Below are 16,990 nucleotides of genomic sequence, written 5' to 3'. Positions count from 1 at the left end.
ATGGAAGCTGCGCCGGGCGGCTTGCGAGCACCCCGGCCGTGCGCTAGTTGCTCCCGCCTCGCGTGGCCGAGGCGAACGTCATGGCTGCCGCGACTTCGCATTCGCTCAAGGAATCGATCATGCCGCTCTTCGCCATTCCCGCCGGAGACATCGACGCCGCTGGTCGCTCGATCGCGGCGGATCTGCCCGTCGCGTGGCTCGACGAGCAGCTCAGCGACTGCGAGATGCGTGGCGCCGAGGTGGGGCACGTCTCGGGGCGGCTCTCTCGCTCCGGCGCCGACATCGTCGTGCGCGGGCGCGTCCACGCTGTCTTGCAGGCGCCGTGCGCGCGTTGCCTCGAGACGACGAAGATCGACGTCGACGCGGAGATGTCGCTCCTCCTCAAGCCGGCGGCGCCTGCCATGCTCGCGCAGAAGGCGGACGAGAAGCGCGCGGCGGCGCAGGCGAAGAAGGCCGCGGAGGGAAGCCCGAAGACCGAGACGGGCAAGGGCAAGCGCGCGCCGAAGGAAAAGGAGCTGCCGGAGTACGAGTTTTCCTCGGACGAGGCGGAGGTGGACGTCTACGACGGTGAGACGGTCGTGCTCGACGGGTTCATCCGCGAGGCGATTCTGCTCGAGATGCCGATCTTCCCCTTGTGCTCCGAGGCGTGTCCGGGTATCCGTCCCGCCTCCCCCGAGGCCGTCGAGGGTGGCGCCGAGCCGCCCATCGACCCCAGGCTCGCGCCCCTCGGCGCTTTGCGCGCCGTGCTCTCCAAGGCGAGCGGCTCGCGCGGGCCGAACGATGATCAAGGAGCCGCGTCCGGCAACGCCGACGCGTCCCAGCAGAAGAAGACGAAGAAGGAGTAGCCCGTGGCCGTCCCGAAGAGGAAAACCACCCCGAGCAAGCGCGACATGCGGCGCGCGAACCACGACAAGGTCACCCCGGTGCAGGTGGTTGCCTGCCCGAACTGCGGTGAGGCGGCGCTTCCGCACCGCGCCTGCGGCGCCTGTGGTTTCTACAAGGGTCGCAAGGCGAAGGCCGTCAAGGCCACGACCACCTGAGTCCACCGCATCTCCCCGGCCTGCCCGTCTCGGAGGGCGCCCGCTCCACGATGGGCGAGGCTTCGAGATGGGCGCGCGCCGGACATCACGTGCGTGTATGGATCTCGGCACTCCGTGAAGAATTTCGCGGAGGCACAGGCCTTGGTCCATCGCTCGAACACGCGCCACCTCGGCGCCCTGCTACGTTGTCACCATGAGCGCGCTCCCCACACCGAAGAGTCGCATCCTCGGGACCGGCCACTACGTCCCTGAGAAGGTCCTCGCCAACGTCGACCTCGAGAAGATCGTCGACACGTCCGATGCTTGGATCGCGGAGCGCACCGGCATCCGGCGCCGGCACATCGCGGCCGACAACGAGAACACGAGCGACATGGCGGCGGCCGCCGCGCGGCGCGCCCTCGAGTCGGCGGGTCTCAACGCCGCCGACATCGACATGATCATCGTCGGGACGATCAGCGGCGACAGCCCCATGCCCGCGTGCGCCGTGCACGTGCAGCAGAAGCTCGGCGCCGACAACATCCCGGCCTTCGACGTGTCGGCCGCGTGCGCCGGGTTCATCTACGGGCTCACCATCGCCGATCAGTTCATCGCCACCGGCGCGGCGCGTTGCGTCCTCGTGGTCGGCGTCGAGCTGCTCTCGAGGCTGCTCGACTGGCAGGATCGGACGACGTGCGTCCTCTTCGGGGACGGCGCGGGTGCGGTCGTGCTCGGGCCCTCGGAGGGAGACGGCCGGGGCCTGTTCGCCACGAGGATCTTCACCGACGGCTCGCTCGCGCATGCGCTCACGATTCCGGGCGGTGGCACCGCCGAGCCGCTCACGGAGGAGGGCCTCGCGAAGAAGCGCAACAAGGTCCACATGATGGGGCAGGAGATCTTCCGGACCGCCATCAAGAACCTGACGAGCGCGTCGACCGCGGTCCTCAAAGCTTCCGGGCTGACGAGCGCCGATCTCGACTGGGTCGTCGCCCATCAGGCGAACCTACGCATCATCACGCAGGTCGCTGATCGGCTGAACTTCCCGATGGAGAAGTTCGTCATCAACATCCAGGAGTACGGCAACACGTCGAGCGCTTCGATCCCCATCGCGCTCGACGAAGCCGTGCGCGACGGGCGCATCAAGCCCGGGCAAAACGTCCTCATGTGCGCCCTCGGCGCCGGGATCTCCTGGGGCGCCGCCCTCGTGCGGATGTGACGCGTTTTTTCGCGTCTCCGCCGATCCTTTGACCACAAAAATATCTTTCGCGACGTAGCACCACGGAGTCCGCGTCGATGCAACGAAGCACGAAGGTCGCCTGGTTGTTCCCTGGTCAAGGCTCGCAGCTCGTCGGCATGGGCAAGGAGCTCGCCGCGACGTCGGAGGCCGCGCGCCGCACGTTCGAGCGTGCGGACGCCGCGCTTGGCGAGCCGCTCTCCCAGCTCTGCTTCGAAGGCCCGATGGAGGAGCTCACGCTTACCGCGAACACGCAGCCCGCGATCGTGGCGGCGAGCGCGGCGATCGTAGCGGCGCTGCGCGAGCGTCACCCGGATTTAGCGCCGCCCGTGTTCGCCGCGGGGCACTCGCTCGGCGAGTACAGCGCCCTCTGCGCCGCGGGCGCGATCGAGCTCGAAGACGCCGTGCGCCTCTGCCGCCTGCGCGGCTCCGCGATGCAGGCCGCGGTGCCGTCGGGGGAGGGGGCGATGTCGGCGATCATGGGGCTCGACGCCGATGCGATCGCGGCGATCTGCGAGGAGGCAGCCGCAGGGGAGATCGTTTCGCCGGCGAACTACAACGCGCCGGGGCAAGTGGTGATCGCAGGGCACAAGGACGCGGTCGCTCGCGCGGGGGAACTCGTGGTCGCGCGCGGCGGCAAGGCCGTGCCGCTGAAGGTGAGCGCGCCCTTCCACTGCGCGCTCATGCGGAGCGCGCGCGACGCACTCGCGCCTGCACTCGAGCGCGTCGTGATCCATCCGCTCGTGTTCCCGGTGATCGCCAACGTCGACGCGTCGCCGAACGTCGATCCCGGGCGGGTCGCCGAGCTCTTGCTGCGGCAGATCGACGGCGCGGTCCTCTGGTCCGCTTCGGTCGAGCGTATGGCGGCCGAGGGCGTGACGCACGCGCTCGAGCTCGGACCTGGCAAGGTGCTCGCCGGGCTCGGGAAGCGAATCGCGAAATCCATCAAGGTGCTGAGCGTCTCGGATCCGGCGGGGATCGACGCGGTGCCTGCATTCCTGGAGGCTTGAGAGATGTTCGGTCTGAGCGGCAAGGTCGCGCTCGTGACGGGCGCTTCACGAGGAATTGGTCGCGCGACGGCGGAGGCGCTCGCAGCACAAGGCGCGCACGTCGTCATCAACTACGTGCGCGGCGAGGAAGAGGCGCGGCGCGTCGTGCAGGCGATCGAGGAGCGCGGCGGCAAGGCCGAGGCGCTCGGCTTCGACGTGGCCGACATGCAGGCCACCGACGAGGCGATCGCGGCGCTGGCGAAGCGGCTCGGCCGCGTCGACATCCTCGTGGCGAACGCGGGCATCGCCGTCGACAACCTCGTCCTGCGCGTGAAGGAAGAGGAGATCGATCGCGTCTTCGCGGTGAACGTGAAGGGCGCGATCGGCTGCGCGCGCGCGGTCATCAAGCCGATGATGCGCGCCCGCGCAGGCCGCATCGTCTTCCTGTCGAGCATCGTCGGCGAGATGGGCAATGCCGGGCAGGCGGTCTACGCCGCGTCGAAGGCCGCGCTCCTTGGCCTCTCGAAGACGCTCGCGCGCGAGTACGCCTCGCGCAGCATCACGGTGAACGTGGTCGCGCCCGGCTTCATCGACACCGACATGACCTCGTCGCTCGGGGCCGAGGTGAAGGAAGGCATGCTGAAGGCCATTCCGCTCGGTCGCACCGGAAAGCCGGAAGAGGTCGCTGCCGCGGTGGTGTTCCTCTGCTCGGATGCCGCTTCTTACATCACGGGCGAGACCATCCGCGTAAACGGCGGCATGTACATGTAAAAAGCGTTTCGCACGCCACGAAGGTGGTGCAAAAGCTCGAACGATGGGTTAGGAGGGGACCGCTTTTTCCCGGAGGACGCCATGGCGGAAGGTCGCGACATCTCGGCCGAGGTCAAACGGATCATCAAGGAACAGCTCGACGTCGACGAGAAGGACATCAAGCCCGAGTCGACGTTCATCGACGACCTGGGCGCAGATTCGCTCGGCCTCGTGGAGCTCGTGCTCGCCTTCGAAGAGGCTTTCGAGATCGACATCCCGGACGAGGACACGGAGAAGATCCGGTCCGTGCAGGATGCGATCGACTACATCAATTCGCACATCAAGAAGTAGCGCCCGAGAGCCCTAGCGAGGGCCTCGTCCCCGGTCCATCCTGGGCGAAGCGAGTATGGAACGCGTCGTCATCACCGGCATCGGTCTCGTCACCCCCAACGGCATCGGCACCGTGGAGACGTGGCGCTCCGTGCTCGCGGCCGAGTCCGGGATCGGGCCCATCACCCTCTTCGATGCGTCGCAGTACTCGACGCGCATCGCGGGCGAGGTGAAGGGGTTCGCCGCAGAAGACTTCATCCCCAAGAAGAAGGTCCGCGAGATGGGCCGCTTCGCCCATCTCTCGGTCGCGGCCTCGCAGTTCTGCCTCAAGGACGCGGGGATTGAGTTCACCGACGAGGAGCGCGAGACGTGCGGTACGTTCATCGGCGTCGGCCTCGGCGGGCTCGAGAACCTGTACCAGTACGCGCAGACGCTGCTTGAGAAGGGGCCCTCGAAGGTCAGCCCCTACTTCATCCCGCAGGTCATCGCGAACCTCGCCGCCGGCCAGGTCGCGATGGCCCTCGACCTCAAGGGGCCGAGCTACTGCAACACGAGCGCGTGCGCGTCGAGCGCCCACTCGATCGGCGAAGCCTTCGAGTGGATCCGCCGCGGCCGCACGCACCTCATGGTCGCAGGCGGCACGGAGGCGACGATCACGGGCCTCGCCGCCGCGGGCTTCGGCGCGATGTTCGCGCTCTCGCGTCGCAACGACGAGCCCACGCGGGCGAGCCGGCCCTGGGACAAAGGCCGCGACGGGTTTGTCATGGGCGAGGGCGCCGCGACGCTCATGCTCGAGTCGCTGTCGCACGCGAAGCGCCGCGGCGCGAAAATCTACGGCGAGGTAACCGGCTACGGCGCCACGTGCGACGCGTACCACCTGACGAAGCCCGCGCCAGAAGGCGAAGGCGCGCAGCGCGCGATGAAGCAAGCGCTCGTGGACGCGAAGCTCGCGCCAACGGACATCGAGTACATCAACGCGCACGGCACCTCGACACCGCACGGCGACCTCGAGGAGGCGCGCGCGATCGTAAAAGTGTTCGGCGAGCACGCGACCGGGCACGGGCTTTGGGTGAGCTCGACGAAGTCCGTGACCGGGCACCTGCTCGGCGGCGCGGGCGCGGTCGAGGCAGCTCTCTCCGTGCTCGCACTCCACGACGGCAAGGTCCCTCCCACGGCAAACCTGGAGGAGCAGGATCCCGAGTGCGTGCTCGACTGCGTCCCGCTCGTCGCGCGGGATCGCCGTCTCCGGAACGTCATGTCGAACTCGTTCGGGTTCGGGGGCACCAACGTTGCGCTCGTGTTCTCCCGCTTCGAGGGCTAGGCGATGAGGTGCCCGTTCTGCGGGCACCTCGAGGACAAGGTCGTCGAGTCCCGCGCGCCCGGTTCGGGTGACGTCGTGCGTCGACGTCGCGAGTGCGCCGCCTGCGGTCGTCGATTCACGACGTACGAGCGCGTCGAGGACGTCCTGCCGACGGTCGTGAAAAAAGACGGCCGGCGTGAACCATTCGATCGAGCCAAGCTGATGCGAGGTCTCCGGACCGCCTGCAACAAGCGGCCCGTCTCGGTGGACCGGCTGGAAGTCGTCGTGGACGCGATCGAGCGCGAGGTGCAGGAGTCCGAGCGGCGCGAGGTGACGAGCGCAGAGCTCGGCGAGCGGGTGATGAACCACCTCCGCGACCTCGACGAGGTCGCCTACGTCCGTTTCGCCAGCGTCTACCGCTCCTTCCGGGACGTGGACGAGTTCCTCCGCGAGCTTGGTAAGCTTGTGAAGGCGAAGGGCCCCTAGTAGATCCGGGCTGACCCATGACCACTGCCCCCGACCCCGATTTCGATCTCACCACGATGCGCCTCGCGCTCGAGGAGGCGAGGAAGTCCCAGCCATCGCCGAATCCGCCGGTCGGGGCCGCGGTCGTCAGCGAAGCCGGGGAGGTCGTCGCGACGTCGTACCACGTGCGCGCCGGGGAAGAACACGCCGAGACCGTAGCCCTGCGCCGCGCCGGCGAGGCCGCGCGTGGCGGGACGCTGTTCGTCACGCTCGAGCCCTGCAACCACCACGGCCGCACGCCGCCCTGCGTAGACAACATCCTGCGGGCGGGCATCCGCCGCGTGGTCATCGGTTGTCTTGATCCAAACCCAAACGTCGAGGGCGGGGGCGCAGCGCGGCTCACGGAAGCGGGCGTCACGGTCGACGTCGGCGTCGCAGGCGCCGAAGCGCGCGCGCTCATCGCGCCGTGGGGGAAGTTCATCACGACAGGCATGCCCTACGTGTCGCTCAAGCTCGCGCTCTCGCTCGACGGGCGCATCGCGACCCGCAGCGGCGCCTCCAAGTGGGTCACAGGCCCCGAGGCACGCGCGAAGGTGCAGGAGCTCCGCGCGCAACACGACGTCGTCGGCGTCGGCATCGGGACGGCACTCGCGGACGATCCGCGCCTCACGGTGCGCACGCCCGGGCTCGCCGAGCAAGGGCGTTGCCCAACACGCGCAGTGTTCGACACGCACCTGCGCTTGCCACTGCACAGCCGGCTCGTGCAAACCGCGCGCGAGGTGCCAACGTGGGTGCTCACAGGCGAGGACGCCTCCGGAGCGAACGAGCAGGCACTCGCCGACGCAGGCTGCGTGGTGCTGCGCGTGCCAAACTCCGCGGAAGGCCGCGTGGAGGTGTCGGCAGCGCTTCGCGTCCTCGCAGCCCAGGGCGTGGTGTCAATCCTCGTAGAAGGCGGCGCAGAACTCGCGGGCAGCCTGCTCGCAGCGCGCCTCGCAGACGAGCTCCACGCATTCATCGCACCCATTCTGCTCGGGCCGCGCGGCCGTCCCGGCGCCGTCGACTGGGCAGGCCCAGACACGCCAAGCGAGGCCCCGCGGATCGTCGATCCTCGCTGGGCACTCTGCGGCCGCGACGCATACGTCAGCGGGCCGCTCTCGTTTCCTCGTTGAGCCAGCAGGCGTCGCGCCGGGGCGCTGCCCCGGACCCCGCGGGGGCTGTCCGCCCCTCGACCCGGACCAGGCACGGCCTGGACCGAAGGTGGAAGAACTGCGCTCCGCGCAGTTCTTCCAACGGGCCGGTGGCAAGACCGCGGACGTGGGTTTCAAGCTGGCGACGGGCACGTAGCCAGTCGAAGCGTCCGCGTCGCGGTCTTCGCGGGCAGGGCCGTCGCCCGTCTTGACCCCGGCTGTTCGATGAACTGCGCATCGCGCAGTTCATCGTCCTGGGTCCAGCGCCTCGCTGGTCCGGGTCCAGGGGCGGACAGCCCCGGTGGGGTCTGGGGCAAAGCCCCAGCTCCGCGCCTCCAATGATTCGAGATAAAACGGAAGGCGACGCGCGGGTCAGCTCGTCGCGTCGGCGCGCTTCTGCATCTTGCGCTGGATGATGCGCTTCTTCAGCATGCCCACGCGATCGATCATCAGCACGCCGTCGAGGTGATCGTGCTCGTGCTGGATGGCCACTGCGAGCAGACCGTCGGCGGCCAGCTCGAACGTCTTGCCGTCGCGACCTTGGGCGCGCACGCGGACCTCGGTTGCGCGCTTGATCTCCTCGCTCACGCCGGGGAAGGACAGACAGCCCTCGGCGCCCACCTCTTCGCCGACCTTCGACAGGATCTCCGGGTTGACGAAGACCATCAGGTTGCTTGGCTCGTCTTCGGCGGCGATGTCGATGATGAAGATCCGGTGGGGCTCGCCGATCTGCGTCGCCGCGAGCCCTACGCCTGGCGCGGCGTACATGGTCTCGGCCATGTCGTCGATGAGCCGCTCGATCTCGGGCGTGATGCGCTCGACCGGCAGCGCCTTCTGGCGAAGGCGAGGGTCGGGATAATGCAGGATGGTGCGGATGGCCATGATCGCTTCTTGTTGCCCTTCGAGCCGCCCCTGCCGCTACGTAACTGGCGACAGGACAGCGCATGAAAGGTAGCTTAGTCGAACGTCGTCGTCCTGCCGAGACTCGTCAAGACGCGCTCGGCTTGCCGGTGTTTTTACTTCGCGCGTCGGAAGATCGCCGGATCGACCGGCGTCCCCCGCGCTGCCAGATCTTCCACGAGGGCTGGCACCACGCCTGTGGGGTGCAGGCTGCCTTCGATGGCTCCGCCTGCGGCGGTCCGTTCGATCAGGAACGTGAAGATGTCCCGCGCCACGAGCGCGCCGCCTTCCACCCGTAGATCGGCGACCCGCATCAAACGCGCGCGACCGTCGCGCAGCCGGGCCACTTCGAGCACGAGGTCGAATGCGCTCGCCAGCGCCTCCCGTGCTGCGTCCACGGTCGTGCCGGGGCGCGCTGTCACGAGGTCGGCTGTGAGCCGCGCGAGGGCGTGGCGCAACGTCGGCGCGCGTGTCGCTGCGAGCACGCTGCCTGCGCCTTCGCCGAGGGCGCCGACGAGCTCGGAGGCTGCGGGGCCGGCGAGCGCGCCGATCACGAGTCGGTCGGGCCGCATCCGTGCTGCCACGCGCGTCGCGTTTGCTGCTGCGTCTGCGCTCGGGCCGAGCGCGATGGACAGCGCGTTCGTGTGGGTCACGGGGATCTCGTCGTCGTCTTGCAGCGACACGACACGCTCCTCCGCGCTGAAGCTCTGCGCGAGTGCTGCGACGAGCGACCCGTGCCCCGAGCCCATCGGGCCTGCCACGAGCACGTTCGCGCGCCCGGCCATGCTTTGCGACAGCAGCGTTGCCACGGCCCGCGAGAGCAGCCCCGCGCGCACGAGATCTTCCAGCGTGCTCGCCTCGATCCGCTGCGGCTTGCGCAGCACGACGAGCAGACCTTTCGCGCCTGGCGCGGCTGCGACCCCGAGGATCCGCGTTCCCTCCGGCGTGACCACGTCGACCGCGCCGGAGGCTTCGAAGGACGCCCCCGCGCGCACGAGCAGCCGTCCGAGCGCCCGCGCTGCGGCCTCCTCGCTCGTGAAGGGCATCTCGCCTGTTGGCGTCCTTCGGCTCTTGCGGAATGCGACGAGCCGCGTGCTGCCTTGCACGTGGATCTCCATCACGTCGTCGTCGGCGAGCAGCGGGCCGAGGGTGCCGAGCTCCAGAAGCTCGCGCCGCGCTTCCACGACGAGCTGCTCGATGCCCACGCTGTCCGGCAGGAGGCCCGCGGTCTTCATCACCGCCACGCGCTCCTCGATCGCCGCCGTGATCTTCGTCGCGAACGTCGACGAGACGACCGCACCTGCGGCGAGCGAGGCGAGATCGATGCCCTCGGCCACGCGCTCCACGAGCGTCACGAGCGCGGCGCGGTGCGCGGCTGTCGGGCCTGGCACCGGCTCCGAGTTCACGCGATTCACCGGGGACGGAGGCACCGCCGTCGGGCCGGGCGGGACGGCGTGCCGCGGCGGGAAGGCTTGCCCGAAGGTCGGCGGGAAGGGGCTTTGGGGTGGCGCGGGGATGCTCGATGCCGTGGGCCGCGGGCCTGCGCTCAGCGTCGGCGGGCCGGCGGCGGTGTGCGGTGGCAGCGGCGACAGCGCGGTCGGCGAGAGCATCGAGCCGCTGGGCTTCGTGCTTTGCGTCGGTCGGGGCACGCGCGGCGGGGCGGGCACGGGGACGGGCGCTTCGTCGGGATCGTTCTCGAGCGGGAAGTGACTGACCACGTCGGCGACTTGTTCGCCGGTGAGCACGTTGTCGCGGGGTTTGGCAGGGACGACCGAGGGCGGACCGCCGGGCGACGAGAGCGGGCCGTCCATCGAGCCCACCTCGGGCATCGCGTTGAACTCGCCGCTTGGAATGCGCCCGCCGGCGAGCTGCGCGCCCGGGCCGGCTTCGATGCGCAGGACGAAGTCGCCGATGTAGATCTTGTCGCCTTCGCGGACGATCGTCGGCTGCCCGATCTTGCGGCCGTTGACGTACGTGCCGTTCGTGCTCTTCAGGTCGGTGACGATGAAGCGGCCGTCACGCAGGACCAGGCGCGCGTGCCGCTTCGACACGTTGCCTTTCGGCAGCATGAGGTCGTTGCCCTGCACGCGGCCGACGTTGATCTCCGCGCGATCGAAGGCTTCTCGGCGCTCGGCGCCGCCCTTCTCGCTGATGATGACCGAGAAAATCATTCCGCTCGGGCGGCCTTGCGGGATGGATCCCGGGCCACGCCCGGCAATACGAGCAAGCCCCGAGCAGCCTGTCAACGAAGAGGGGACGATCGCGCGTAGGCGGGGCGGATCAGCGCGGCTTGCGGGTGGGGGCGGACGAAGGCGGGATCGAGGCTGGGTCGCCGTTTTCGCGGCGGTCCTTCATGTCCCCGGCGACGAGGGAGAGCAGCTCGCCGGCGACCGACATCACGTCCTCTTCGGCGAGGCCGCCCTGACGCATTTCGCGGTAGATGGTCTTTGCCAGGATGCGGAGCGCCCGCGGATCGCGGGAGGCGTGTTCATAAGGGCGGGGACGCTGCGTCGCGTCACCGCTCCTCTCGGAAGGGGCGCCCGTGATCTCGGCTTTGGGGGTGGGGAACTCCATGGAAGGGCGCCCCTTGCGATGGTCGTGCCGAAGCAAGGGGCACCGATTTCCGGTCATTTCCCGGTCATATTTTTTCTGGAAGCGAACGCCTTTACGCACGTGCGTCACGCGCGACGCGATTTTGATTTCGCAGTGTGCGTCAGGCGTGGGAGGTGTGCCCGCGTGCATCCTACACGTGGCACTGCGCTTGACGGTCGGACGAGCGGACGTCTACCTTGGCGCCGCTCGACCGGGGGCGCGTGCGCTGGATACGCGCAAAATCGCGGGGATCGACGGCGATCGGCGAGCAGACCGTGAAGTTGGAGGAGTTATGGCAGTAGGCAAAGTCAAGTGGTTCAATGACGAGAAGGGCTGGGGATTCATCAAGCAGGACACGGGCCCCGACGTCTTCGTCCACTACTCGCAGATCCAGCAACCGGACGCGGGTCGCAAGCGCCTCTTCGAGGATGAGACGGTCGAGTTCGAGATCAAGGAAGGCCCCAAGGGCCTGCAGGCCATCAACGTGATGCGCCTCGCCGCAGCCGCGAGCTGAGCAGAACGGATCGTCCCCCCGGCGCCTCGGACGCTCGAACCGTCCGCAGGCGCCGGGTTCGTTTCGGGCGTCCCACGCCCTTCTTCCTGCCTATCCCTTCGGAATCGGCACTTCGGAGAACGTCTTCGTCACGGGATCGAGCTTGCACGAGGTGATGGCTCGGATCGCCCCGGAGCCGTCGTCGATCTCGTACAGGTTGAAGCCCGCCATGCGCTCGTCGCTCTCGTGCAGGAGCGACGCGCTCGTCGCGCCCACCGCGTCGATGTGGCCCCGCGCCGTCGGCAGCGTCCGGTGGATCCGCCGGTGCAGGTGGCCGTGCAAGAGCAGGCCCCGCTCGACCCCATGCAAAAGCGCGGCCTCTTCCTTGGCGTCGTAGAGCCCTTCGAGCAGCGTCTTCGCGAGCCGCGGCGGATTGTGCCACGGGTGGTGCTGGAGCAGGATCGGCGTGCGCGAGCGCACCTCGGGGTGGGAGAGCACCCGCGAGAGGGCGCCGAGCTGCTTCGGGCGCAGCGCGCCGGCGGCGACGAGCGGCAGCCTCGGCACGGCCGTCGACAGGCCGATGAGCGCGACCGGGCCGCGCAGGCGCACGAAGGGGAAGGGGCCCGGGATCTCGGGCAGATCGGTCGCGAGGTAGGGCTCGAAGTAGCGGAAGAAGCGCTTTCCGCGGAAGGAGCCGCGCGTGTAGGTGTCGTGGTTGCCCGGGACCATGCTGATCTGGTCGGGCGTGAGGCCGAGGTCCTCTTCGACGAGCTTCTTCACGAGCTCGAACTCCACCTCGAGGGCGAGGTTCGTGACATCGCCCGTGATGACCACGTGGTCGACGCCGAGCCTCCGGATCTCCGCGGCGGCCGCCTCGACGGCGAAGGGCTTGTGGACCGACTTGCGGTGGAAGCGCAGGTTCATGTAGCCCGTCATGCGCTTGTTGAAGAGGCGCATCGGCACCGCGCCTTCGAGCGAGAGCAGGTGTAGATCCGAGAGGTGGGCGATCTTCACGCGCCCACTATGATGTCGCCGGGCGCCCTTCGCTACGCGTCGCGGGCACAACGGAACCCGCGCCAGGGCCTGCGCATGGACGGCAGGTCGTGCTGGCGCGACGCCGCGCGCAAGAACGGCCGTCCATGCACGTAGCCGCCGCCCCGCAAGACCCGCTCCTCCCCCGACGAAGGGCCGCGCGGGTTCATCACACTGCCGACCTGGTAACGAGGTGCGTAGTAGTCTGCCACCCACTCCTCGACATTTCCCGCCATGTCCGCGAACCCATCCGGGGTCCGGCCGTCCGGGAACGAGCCCGCGGGGGCGAGTTCGAGGAAGCCGTCGGTGGGGTCGAGCTCGTCCCAGGAGAGCTTGCCGTGGTTCACGATCACGCCGTTCCAGAGATTGCCCCACGGGTAACGCCGGCCCCGCGCGCCCCGCGCCGCCCGCTCCCACTCCGCCTCGGTCGGCAGCCGCCCGCCCGCCCACGTGCAAAAGGCGGCGGCGTCACTCCAGCTCACCATCACCACCGGCAGCTCCGGCCGATCGAAGCGCGCCGCGCCCGAGGCGTACGGCGGCTCCAGGCAATGGCCCGCGGCCACGCAGCGGCGGTAACGCGCGACCGTGACCTCGGTGCGATCGATCCAAACGTCCGAGAGGTAGACCTCGTGGGGCGGGTACTCGTCACCAAAGATCTGCTCGGGGCACTCGCGCCCCATCGGCTCCAGGGCGCAGAGCGTCTGCGCGTGCGCGACCTCGGTGGGCGTCGAGCCCATGGTGAACGTCCCTTCACGCAGAAGGAAGGCCTCCGGCGCGGGGATTTGCAGGGTGACGATGCCGGCCTTCGTGTTCGCTTGCGGCGCAGGGGCCGAGGGCGCCTCAGGGGGAGGCGGGGGCCGGGCGGCCCCGCCGGACGGGGCAAGCACGAAGAGCGCGAGGGCGGCGACCGTCGCGAGGCGCATCGAAGAGAGGCGTAGCACCAGACGCGCCGATCGCCCGCGCCGTTCCACAACGCCCCATCGCCGGGGTTTCACCCCGGACCCCGACCAGGGGCTGTCCGCCCCTGGACCTGGACCAGCCAGGGGCTGGACCCAAGCTCGATGAACTGCGCGATGCGCAGTTCATCGAACAGACCCGGGCAAGACGGGCGACGGCGTTGCCGACCAAGACAGCCGCGCTGTGGGTTCGGCTGGTACCCCCGGCTTCTTCGTCGGCCTGTTTGAAAAACTGCGCGGAGCGCAGTTTTTCAACCCTGGGTCCAGCCCCTGGCTGGTCCGGGGTCGAGGGGGCGGACAGCCCCCCGCGGGGTCCGGGGCGGAGCCCCGGGGCGCGGCGTGGTGCTTCCTGTCAGGGTGCGAGCTTGGCGAGGGCGAGATCTGCGGCGCCGCCTGCGAGCGGGCCTTGGCCGAAGTCGACCACGCCGGAGGTCTGGGCGGTGACGAAGATGCGGCCGGCGGCGTCGGTGGTGATTGCGGTGATGAGCTGGTCGTCCTTGTCGCCGAAGGGCGTTGCTGAGAGGACGGTGCCCGAGGTGTCGTATCGCGCGACGAACGCGTCGGGTGAGGACGCGCCTCCCTGCGCGTTGAGCGCGATGCCGCCGAAATTCGCGTCTTTCATGAATCCGCCCCCGATGATGTAGCGGCCTCCGGCGCCGAGGGCCACGCCGCCGGCGCTGTCGGCCTTCGAACCGCCCATGAGGAAGCTCCGCACGTGCCCGCCGCTTGGCGAGAGCTCCAGCAGGAAGACGTCGAGGTTCTGCGCGGTGAGCGCATTGCCGCCGAAATCCACGGTCCCGCGCACGAGCCCGCTCACGACTGCGTTGCCCATGGCGTTCATGCGCACGGCGTAGCCGCGCTGCGGATCCATGTCGCCGAAACGCCGCGCGTAGCTCACGCCGCCTGTTGGATCGAGCTTGGCGACGAACAGATCGAAGCCGCCCGCGCTCGTGAGCTTGGTCTCGCCGAAGGTCATGCTCCCCCGGAAATCCCCGGTGATCACGGCATTTCCGCCCGCGTCGACGGCGATCGCGCGGCCGTTTTGATCCTCGCCGTCGCCGTAACGCTGGGCGCGTATGGGGTTGCCGTTGCTGTCGAGGGTCAACACGAAGACGTCGAAGCTCCCCTCGCTTTCGAGCAGCCCGGTGCCGAAATCGACGCCGCCGGAGAAGCTGCCCGTGATGAGGATCTCGCCGTTTTTCGTGATGGCGACGCCGCGCGCGTTCTGGTCCTCGCTGTTGCCGAAGCGCCGGCTCCAGAGGTGATCGCCGTCGGTGCCGTCGTATTTGGCGACGAAGATATCGTAGCCGCCCTCGCTCTGGAGCGTGTTGCCGCCGCCGACGCTCATCTGCCCGAGGAACTCGCCGATCACGACGATGTTGCCTTGGGGGTCCTCGGCGACGCTCCACGCGGCCTGATCCTCGGCGCCGCCGAGCCTGCGGCTCCAGAGGTGCTCCCCCGAGGCGCCGTCGAGCTTGGCGACGAACGCGTCGTCGCCGCCCGAGCTCGTGAGGGTGTTGCCGCCGAAGCTCAAGGTGCCGGGAAAACGGCCCACGAGGATCGGGTGCCCGCCGCTGCCGGTGATGAGCCCGAGGCCTTCGCCCGTGCCGAACCTGCGGCTCCAGAGGTTGTCACTCCCGCACGTTGGGGTCGCGCCGTCGCAGTCCTCGTCGTCGGACGTGGCGCAGTCCTCTTGCGAGGGCAAAACCTCGCCCGCACAGGCTCCGAAGCCTGTCCCCTGGGGGTTGCACGTGCGCGTGCCGCCTTTGCAAACCCCCACGCCCTCCGTGCCTGCGGGGCCGCCATAACAAGGCTCGGTCGTGTTCGGCGTGCAGGACGTCGCGCCGCCTTGGCCGTCGCTCCCGCCGCTGCTCCCGCCGCCGCCTTGGCCGCCTGCGTCGCCGCTGCCGCTCGCGCCTCCGACGCCGCCCCCGCCGCCGTTGCCCTGGGTGGCTTCGGTCGCCGATTCCTCCTTCCCGCAGCCGTACGCCGCAACAACGCCGAGGAAGAGCGAGAGCGCAGCAAGACGAGAGGGTATCATGGAAGCCCAGAATAGATCGAATACGCGGATCGATGGAATCGCAAACGATGTGGATCCGAAGGAGAGCATTGATCCGACTTGCGCTGTGGCTGGCTGCGTGCAGGCCGGTTGGAATGGTGGTCGGGGCGGGAGGCTCGGGGCGTGGGGGGCGGACGGGCGGAGGCGGGCCTATACGTCGACGACACGAATCGGCAGCCAGTCGAACCCGGTGACGCCGGCGTCGAGGAAAATGCGGCGGACCTTGGGGGTGACGAGGAAGTGGGTATACGGGAGCATGGCCGTCTTCAATTCCCCCTTCCATTCCACGTCGCCGAAGTACTCCCACATCCGATTCACGTCCTCGGCGCCGACGACATCCCGCGCCCGGTAGGCGAGGCGCGTGGGCACCATCTCGTCGAACATGGAGAACCCGCTACGCCCGCACGAAGGGCAGACCCGCCGCGGCCCGAACCCGATCGAGCGTGGCGACACGGAGGGCATCGTGTGCGCCGCGCATATCTGGCGCCAGGGAAGCTCCACGCGCCGCCCGTCCTCTTGCACCTGGCACACCCCGCGGAAGGAGAGCCCCGAGAGCCCGGCGCTCGTGAGGGTTTCGGCCAGCCGATCGTCGACGAGGATTTCCATCCTGCTGGTCACGGCGCGGTTCTCTTCGAACATCTCGACATTCTCGCGGTAGACGCCATCGACCATGAGCGCCGACGTTTGCCGCGCGCCCGCGGCGCAGACCGGGCAAGCGGCCGAGAGGTCGTACTGCGTGCCCCAGCGCGGACCGCCGTTGACGTTGTAGGTCCAGGCTGGGGGGGCGAGCAGCAGGAGCGGCGCGGCGTGAAACTCCGCCTCCGTATACTCGTCCCATCGCCGTTCCCATACTTTCACCCCGCGATCCTGGAGGAGTCGAAGCAGGACGGGGAGTCGTGGGTCGTCGTGGTCGAGGGTGACCTCCACGAACGTCTTGTTGAGGACCTCGATGTCCTCGACACGAGCGACGTCCACCCCACAGCGCGCGGCTTCCAAGACGACCTGCTCTCCGCCTGGGATGGACCTGCCGTTGAACTCCACTTCGACCCTGGTCTTCATGCGGTGTGCCCTTCCGCTTCCGGGATGCAGCCTACTCCACAAAATACTTCTGGATCGCCTTGAGCCATTCGGTCTCCCCCTCGTACACCTTCTGGTACATCTTCCACAGGTCCGGTTTCTCGAACTTCGCCGGAAGACGTTTCGTCGCCTCCCTCAGTTTTTTCCCCATCACAATGTGCGCCTCCTTCGTCAGGAGCACACAGGGACCGTTCTTCGGGTCGAACCCGAGCTCCAGCATCTTCGCCGTCTCGAAACCATGATCTCGACCCGATCGAGCTAGAACCCGCGGGAAACGAGGCTCCTTCTGTCGAGCCGATCGAGCCGTTCGGCGAGGCTAACCCCGCGATTCCTGGTAGCGTGACAGAATCCCGACAAGAACGGGAGGGGCCCGAGGCTCCCCCGACGAACCCCTTGGACGCCGCTACCGTGGCACTCCGGGCAGCCCTGGACGCGTCAATCAAGGCAGGTGACGTCGAAGGCGCGCGGCGCGCCATGCGAGCCCTAGAAGTCATCTCATAAATCTTCCAGGAGTCTCCTGAGGTACACGACGATGCATCCGAGGTGGACAAAGCCAAGGAAGTTTTCGACGTGGCGCTCGTACCGTACCACGATGCGACGGAAGCTCTGG

The 16,990-nt window shown here is 68.7% G+C and carries 18 protein-coding genes; 10 read left to right on the top strand and 8 right to left on the bottom strand.

The window, feature by feature from the left end; genetic code table 11:
- The first annotated feature begins 80 nt into the window (after positions 1 to 80).
- From E8A74_RS26325 to ribD, 9 genes are all read left to right on the top strand, one after another.
- Positions 81 to 845 carry a YceD family protein gene (locus tag E8A74_RS26325; protein WP_232379750.1) on the top strand — a complete coding sequence of 255 codons (765 nt, stop codon included), beginning with the start codon at positions 81 to 83 and terminating at the stop codon, positions 843 to 845.
- 3 nt (positions 846 to 848) lie between these two features.
- Positions 849 to 1,040, top strand: coding sequence for a 50S ribosomal protein L32 (gene rpmF / locus E8A74_RS26320; RefSeq protein ID WP_136931837.1), 192 nt, complete (start codon positions 849 to 851; stop codon positions 1,038 to 1,040).
- Between the two features lie 193 nt (positions 1,041 to 1,233).
- Entirely contained in the window at positions 1,234 to 2,232 is a 999-nt protein-coding gene (locus tag E8A74_RS26315) for a beta-ketoacyl-ACP synthase III (protein ID WP_136931836.1), read from the top strand.
- Between the two features lie 77 nt (positions 2,233 to 2,309).
- A complete protein-coding gene (gene fabD, locus E8A74_RS26310) occupies positions 2,310 to 3,260 on the top strand; it encodes an ACP S-malonyltransferase (RefSeq protein WP_136931835.1) in 951 nt (316 codons plus the stop codon).
- A 3-nt stretch (positions 3,261 to 3,263) separates the two neighbouring features.
- Positions 3,264 to 4,010, top strand: coding sequence for a 3-oxoacyl-[acyl-carrier-protein] reductase (fabG, locus tag E8A74_RS26305; protein ID WP_136931834.1), 747 nt, complete (start codon positions 3,264 to 3,266; stop codon positions 4,008 to 4,010).
- Between the two features lie 81 nt (positions 4,011 to 4,091).
- A complete protein-coding gene (gene acpP, locus E8A74_RS26300) occupies positions 4,092 to 4,340 on the top strand; it encodes an acyl carrier protein (RefSeq protein ID WP_136931833.1) in 249 nt (82 codons plus the stop codon).
- 55 nt (positions 4,341 to 4,395) lie between these two features.
- Positions 4,396 to 5,640 carry a beta-ketoacyl-ACP synthase II gene (fabF, locus tag E8A74_RS26295; RefSeq protein ID WP_136931832.1) on the top strand — a complete coding sequence of 415 codons (1,245 nt, stop codon included), beginning with the start codon at positions 4,396 to 4,398 and terminating at the stop codon, positions 5,638 to 5,640.
- Positions 5,641 to 5,643: 3 nt separating this feature from the next.
- A complete protein-coding gene (gene nrdR, locus E8A74_RS26290) occupies positions 5,644 to 6,105 on the top strand; it encodes a transcriptional regulator NrdR (protein WP_136931831.1) in 462 nt (153 codons plus the stop codon).
- 17 nt (positions 6,106 to 6,122) lie between these two features.
- Positions 6,123 to 7,253 (top strand): bifunctional diaminohydroxyphosphoribosylaminopyrimidine deaminase/5-amino-6-(5-phosphoribosylamino)uracil reductase RibD, encoded by a 1,131-nt coding sequence (gene ribD / locus E8A74_RS26285; protein ID WP_136931830.1) that lies wholly within the window; start codon positions 6,123 to 6,125, stop codon positions 7,251 to 7,253.
- 390 nt (positions 7,254 to 7,643) lie between these two features.
- On the opposite strand, the gene def is transcribed toward ribD, so the two are convergent.
- The 3 genes from def to E8A74_RS26270 form a co-directional block, all read right to left on the bottom strand.
- Entirely contained in the window at positions 7,644 to 8,153 is a 510-nt protein-coding gene (gene def, locus E8A74_RS26280) for a peptide deformylase (protein ID WP_136931829.1), read from the bottom strand.
- Positions 8,154 to 8,287: 134 nt separating this feature from the next.
- Positions 8,288 to 10,342, bottom strand: a complete 2,055-nt coding sequence (locus E8A74_RS26275; RefSeq protein WP_136931828.1) for an ATPase, T2SS/T4P/T4SS family — start codon at positions 10,340 to 10,342, stop codon at positions 8,288 to 8,290.
- 109 nt (positions 10,343 to 10,451) lie between these two features.
- On the bottom strand, positions 10,452 to 10,745 hold the full coding sequence (locus tag E8A74_RS26270) for a hypothetical protein (protein WP_136931827.1): 294 nt from the start codon (positions 10,743 to 10,745) through the stop codon (positions 10,452 to 10,454).
- 310 nt (positions 10,746 to 11,055) lie between these two features.
- Between E8A74_RS26270 and E8A74_RS26265 the strand changes: the two genes are divergently transcribed.
- The gene (locus E8A74_RS26265) at positions 11,056 to 11,277 is read left to right on the top strand and encodes a cold-shock protein (RefSeq protein WP_136931826.1); all 222 of its coding nucleotides are present in this window, start codon (positions 11,056 to 11,058) and stop codon (positions 11,275 to 11,277) included.
- 90 nt (positions 11,278 to 11,367) lie between these two features.
- On the opposite strand, the gene E8A74_RS26260 is transcribed toward E8A74_RS26265, so the two are convergent.
- The 5 genes from E8A74_RS26260 to E8A74_RS26240 form a co-directional block, all read right to left on the bottom strand.
- Positions 11,368 to 12,270, bottom strand: a complete 903-nt coding sequence (locus tag E8A74_RS26260) for a metallophosphoesterase family protein (protein WP_136931825.1) — start codon at positions 12,268 to 12,270, stop codon at positions 11,368 to 11,370.
- Positions 12,271 to 12,302: 32 nt separating this feature from the next.
- The gene (locus E8A74_RS26255; RefSeq protein WP_136931824.1) at positions 12,303 to 13,211 is read right to left on the bottom strand and encodes a formylglycine-generating enzyme family protein; all 909 of its coding nucleotides are present in this window, start codon (positions 13,209 to 13,211) and stop codon (positions 12,303 to 12,305) included.
- Positions 13,212 to 13,596: 385 nt separating this feature from the next.
- Positions 13,597 to 15,285 carry a PQQ-binding-like beta-propeller repeat protein gene (locus tag E8A74_RS26250; protein ID WP_136931823.1) on the bottom strand — a complete coding sequence of 563 codons (1,689 nt, stop codon included), beginning with the start codon at positions 15,283 to 15,285 and terminating at the stop codon, positions 13,597 to 13,599.
- Positions 15,286 to 15,453: 168 nt separating this feature from the next.
- A complete protein-coding gene (locus E8A74_RS26245) occupies positions 15,454 to 16,362 on the bottom strand; it encodes a hypothetical protein (protein WP_136931822.1) in 909 nt (302 codons plus the stop codon).
- A gap of 31 nt (positions 16,363 to 16,393) precedes the next feature.
- Positions 16,394 to 16,600, bottom strand: a complete 207-nt coding sequence (locus tag E8A74_RS26240) for a hypothetical protein (RefSeq protein WP_136931821.1) — start codon at positions 16,598 to 16,600, stop codon at positions 16,394 to 16,396.
- Between the last annotated feature and the right edge of the window lie 390 nt (positions 16,601 to 16,990).

Source organism: Polyangium fumosum, assembly GCF_005144585.1.
Taxonomy (GTDB): Bacteria; Myxococcota_A; Polyangia; order Polyangiales; family Polyangiaceae; genus Polyangium; species Polyangium fumosum.
Note: the sequence above shows the minus strand (reverse complement) of the source record. Positions and strands in the feature narration are given on the sequence as shown.

Excerpts from the sequence above, each read along its gene's own strand:
- E8A74_RS26325 (WP_232379750.1), top strand. The coding sequence starts at position 81 with ATGGCTGCCGCGACTTCGCATTCGCTCAAGGAATCGATCATGCCGCTC.
- E8A74_RS26315 (WP_136931836.1), top strand. The coding sequence starts at position 1,234 with ATGAGCGCGCTCCCCACACCGAAGAGTCGCATCCTCGGGACCGGCCAC.
- fabD (WP_136931835.1), top strand. The coding sequence starts at position 2,310 with ATGCAACGAAGCACGAAGGTCGCCTGGTTGTTCCCTGGTCAAGGCTCG.
- fabG (WP_136931834.1), top strand. The coding sequence starts at position 3,264 with ATGTTCGGTCTGAGCGGCAAGGTCGCGCTCGTGACGGGCGCTTCACGA.
- acpP (WP_136931833.1), top strand. The coding sequence starts at position 4,092 with ATGGCGGAAGGTCGCGACATCTCGGCCGAGGTCAAACGGATCATCAAG.
- fabF (WP_136931832.1), top strand. The coding sequence starts at position 4,396 with ATGGAACGCGTCGTCATCACCGGCATCGGTCTCGTCACCCCCAACGGC.
- nrdR (WP_136931831.1), top strand. The coding sequence starts at position 5,644 with ATGAGGTGCCCGTTCTGCGGGCACCTCGAGGACAAGGTCGTCGAGTCC.
- ribD (WP_136931830.1), top strand. The coding sequence starts at position 6,123 with ATGACCACTGCCCCCGACCCCGATTTCGATCTCACCACGATGCGCCTC.
- def (WP_136931829.1), bottom strand. The coding sequence starts at position 8,153 with ATGGCCATCCGCACCATCCTGCATTATCCCGACCCTCGCCTTCGCCAG.
- E8A74_RS26275 (WP_136931828.1), bottom strand. The coding sequence starts at position 10,342 with ATGATTTTCTCGGTCATCATCAGCGAGAAGGGCGGCGCCGAGCGCCGA.
- E8A74_RS26270 (WP_136931827.1), bottom strand. The coding sequence starts at position 10,745 with ATGGAGTTCCCCACCCCCAAAGCCGAGATCACGGGCGCCCCTTCCGAG.
- E8A74_RS26265 (WP_136931826.1), top strand. The coding sequence starts at position 11,056 with ATGGCAGTAGGCAAAGTCAAGTGGTTCAATGACGAGAAGGGCTGGGGA.
- E8A74_RS26255 (WP_136931824.1), bottom strand. The coding sequence starts at position 13,211 with ATGCGCCTCGCGACGGTCGCCGCCCTCGCGCTCTTCGTGCTTGCCCCG.
- E8A74_RS26250 (WP_136931823.1), bottom strand. The coding sequence starts at position 15,285 with ATGATACCCTCTCGTCTTGCTGCGCTCTCGCTCTTCCTCGGCGTTGTT.
- E8A74_RS26245 (WP_136931822.1), bottom strand. The coding sequence starts at position 16,362 with ATGAAGACCAGGGTCGAAGTGGAGTTCAACGGCAGGTCCATCCCAGGC.
- E8A74_RS26240 (WP_136931821.1), bottom strand. The coding sequence starts at position 16,600 with ATGCTGGAGCTCGGGTTCGACCCGAAGAACGGTCCCTGTGTGCTCCTG.